Below are 3,034 nucleotides of genomic sequence, written 5' to 3' on the forward strand. Positions count from 1 at the left end.
CCGGAAGGTGATGGCGTCGGGTGTGAGTACTGAGAGCAGATCGCAGCGGACGCAACCCGCGTCACACTCGGGCTGGAGCAAGACGACCGTCACAAGCGGCCAGGCAACCCCGGCTGCCATCCCCGCTGCGGCTCACCGGGCCACCCATGGGGGCGAAAGCGATAGCACTCGGCCTCTAGCGCATTCCCGTTTGACAGTTCGTGAGCCTCGATTTCGTACTCACACCCGAGGAGCTGCAAGCTGAACCATTCGACTCCTGGCACTCGGTCCGGCTGCTGCTGCTTTCTACTGCGGAACGGGAGAAGCATCGTCGGGCCTTCGCTGAATCTCAGCTAGTTCGGCGGCCGCGTGGGGTCACGACAAACCCACGCGGCCTGGCCACGACCGTTGGGCGAATGGGCCATGGTTGTTGGCTGAGCTAAGGGGCAGCCGTGGTCCTATAAGGGCGGGCTTAAGGTGATTGTGAGACAGAGCGGGACCCGACGTAGATCTGTTCGTCCCACCTCAGGCCTGATCAACCAGACATGAAATCATTCTCTTCACATGCAACCTTAGCGTGGGTGTCGGAGTTGCACGCGCACGATCCGTCAGCCTACTCCTCTTCGTTTCCGAGGCGCAGGTCTCCATACCAGATACCGAGGGAGCGTCTGCGACGGAGGCTCGTGCTCCCGAGTGGTCGCCTCTTGCCGTTCGGCTTGGGGGTGGTTCCGTCCGGGGGCACGGCGGCTGCGACGCCCCCACTTCGCTTCTGAGCTACTCCAGCACAGAAGACCCCCGACGCATCTCGGGGGCCTTCAGGCGCCTCAGTTTGGCTCGGGCCCATGACGTCTCCCTCAAGCGGGATGTGTGTCGCTGGCTCTGGCCTCGGCCTGAGATGCCGCAGTCTTAAGCGCTGAGGTGAGGGTAGGCCGCCGAGCAGGTGCGACGACTTAGACCAAAGTCGCAACTGAGCGCTTGGCTGACGATTACGACGCCGCGCAGGAGCGGAGCGAGGTTGCTAGTGCAGAAACTGGCCCGCCCACAAGCGTCGTAGCTGACAACGCTTTCCAGCCGGTCAAAGCCTCCGACCTCGGCGTGCGTCGCGACGAAACACACTATACATGGAAGCTGCGGTCCCGCGCACGGCCCGCAAGGCTTCGGGAGTGATCTTCTCGCCCGCTCGGCATTGAATTGCGCCTTCCGCTCACTGACGCCGGTCTTGGTAGCCGGGGCGGTGGTAACGCGCGGAGCAGCATCGCAAGGTTTGCGAGGCTGGTCATGGCCGCCACCAGTCGCGCCGTTTACCGTCTCCGGATGCAACGCCTCGTAGGACCGCTTCCGGGCTGCGGTGAACCCGGCCCCCTCGGAGGCGGTCAGGTTCGATCCGCAGAGGTGCTAGACCAAGCGTGCCGCTAGAAGCCATTTCGCCTCGTGTTCCACTGCACCATGGCCGGCTCCAGCGGCAGCCAAAGCGTCGCCGGCCCCAAGCAGTCGTCCCAGTGCGAATATGGGAGAAGGGGTCCTGCTCCTGCCAGCAACCTACGCTGTATCTGGCCGGTAAGGTGGCCGTCGCACGGCAGAGAGTAACGGAAGCGCTGCGACCGCAGAACGGACAGGGAAGCAATGCTGGGTGGTTTGGGGTGGGGATGCGACCAGGGCTTATCGGCAGCAGGCTATCGGCGCGATTGTGAGCGTCAAGTGAGGGAGAGTCGCGATCGTAGGCCGCGTGGAGTCACGACAAGCCCACGCGGCTTGGCCATGACGTTGCTGCAAGTGGGCCATGGTTCATGGACGGCCTACACTGCAGCCCTGGCGCCATCGGGGCGGACTGAGGGTGATCGTGCGAGAGGCCGCCCTTGGGCCGGCGCTGTATGCTCAAGGCGAGCGGGAGAAACCCCTGAGACCTAGAGATCGTGAGCCAATGCCGACGCCAGCGCTGGCTTCCGGCGTCGTGGCTATGACCTGATAGGGCTCCCTACCGAGAAACCTCCGCCATGCAACATTCCCGGCTACTGGGACGGGGGCGTCGTGTCTTCGAAGGGGATGCCGATCTCGACGATCTTTGCAGGGTCGCCCACGTTCGGATCGGAGCCTATCATCACCGGCTGCTTGGCCTCGGGAAGCCAGGTGAGCGAGCCGTCCTCGTGGACGGCCACTCGGTTCTGGTGGTAGAGGCCGATCGAGGGCACGAGGCTGGTACCGTCGCGGCCTTCGGGGACAGGGAAGTCCAGCGTCAACGTGGCGTTCTTGGTCGTGGGCACATATTCGGCTACGCTGGCAAAGATCCCCGTGGACTGGCCACTGGGCGTAAGGAGCTGCCCCCAGATCGTGTAGTGGTAGCCCTCGACGAGGTTCACATGCTCGATGGTAGCGCGGATTGTCCCGCCCTGACCCGACATGCGGTGGTCTCCATCGGCGGCGTCCACGGCTGTCACCGAAATGCTCTGGATGGCATGGACCTGAAGAGCCGTAGACAGGTCGGAGGTGTCCTCGAGACGAGCCAAGGGCTCGGCTGAAACTAAGTCGGCCGTGGCCCTCTCTCCGTCGAGCAGATCCAAGGCGACCACGTAGTCTATGTTGAAGGGAGTGCGGTTCTGCGGCACCGGCAACTCTAAGCTGAGCGTGCCGGAGGCCAAGTCGGGGGTGAAGGTGACGGGGACCGGTTCACCGTCACGCTCGCCCGTCGCGGGGTTCAGGAGCTGGGCCACCAGGGTGTAGGCCCGCCCCGCTTCCAAGCCCTCGTAAGTCACGTCAGTGCGCGCGGTGCCGCCCAGGCGGGTGAAGAAGCGGTTGTCGTCGAGGGTGTCGATTGCCGCTGCCGTAAGCGTGATGGCGTCAACGTCAGCTTGGGCGAACACCGGTCCAGAAAGGACGGCCAGTAATGCCGCTACACTGACGATACGGACATGAGGGCAATAATCATGCATTAGGATTGCTCCTGGTCAGCAAGACGCTAGTTCGGTCTTGGATTTGTGGCTTTTCTCTACGGTCGCATTACTTCCTCACACTATTGTCGCAAGTCAGTTCAACCTGGGGTTGGCGGATCTCGGCCGAA

Annotated in this window: 1 protein-coding gene; it reads right to left on the reverse strand. The window is 63.3% G+C overall.

Annotated elements, in window-relative coordinates; translation table 11 throughout:
- Window positions 1-1,988: 1,988 nt before the first annotated feature.
- Complete coding sequence (locus tag FHG66_RS21260; RefSeq protein ID WP_139079143.1) at window positions 1,989-2,906, reverse strand: hypothetical protein; 918 nt, start codon at window positions 2,904-2,906, stop codon at window positions 1,989-1,991.
- Between the last annotated feature and the right edge of the window lie 128 nt (window positions 2,907-3,034).

The sequence above is a fragment of the Rubellimicrobium rubrum genome (genome assembly GCF_006152115.1).
GTDB lineage: Bacteria > Pseudomonadota > Alphaproteobacteria > Rhodobacterales > Rhodobacteraceae > Rubellimicrobium > Rubellimicrobium rubrum.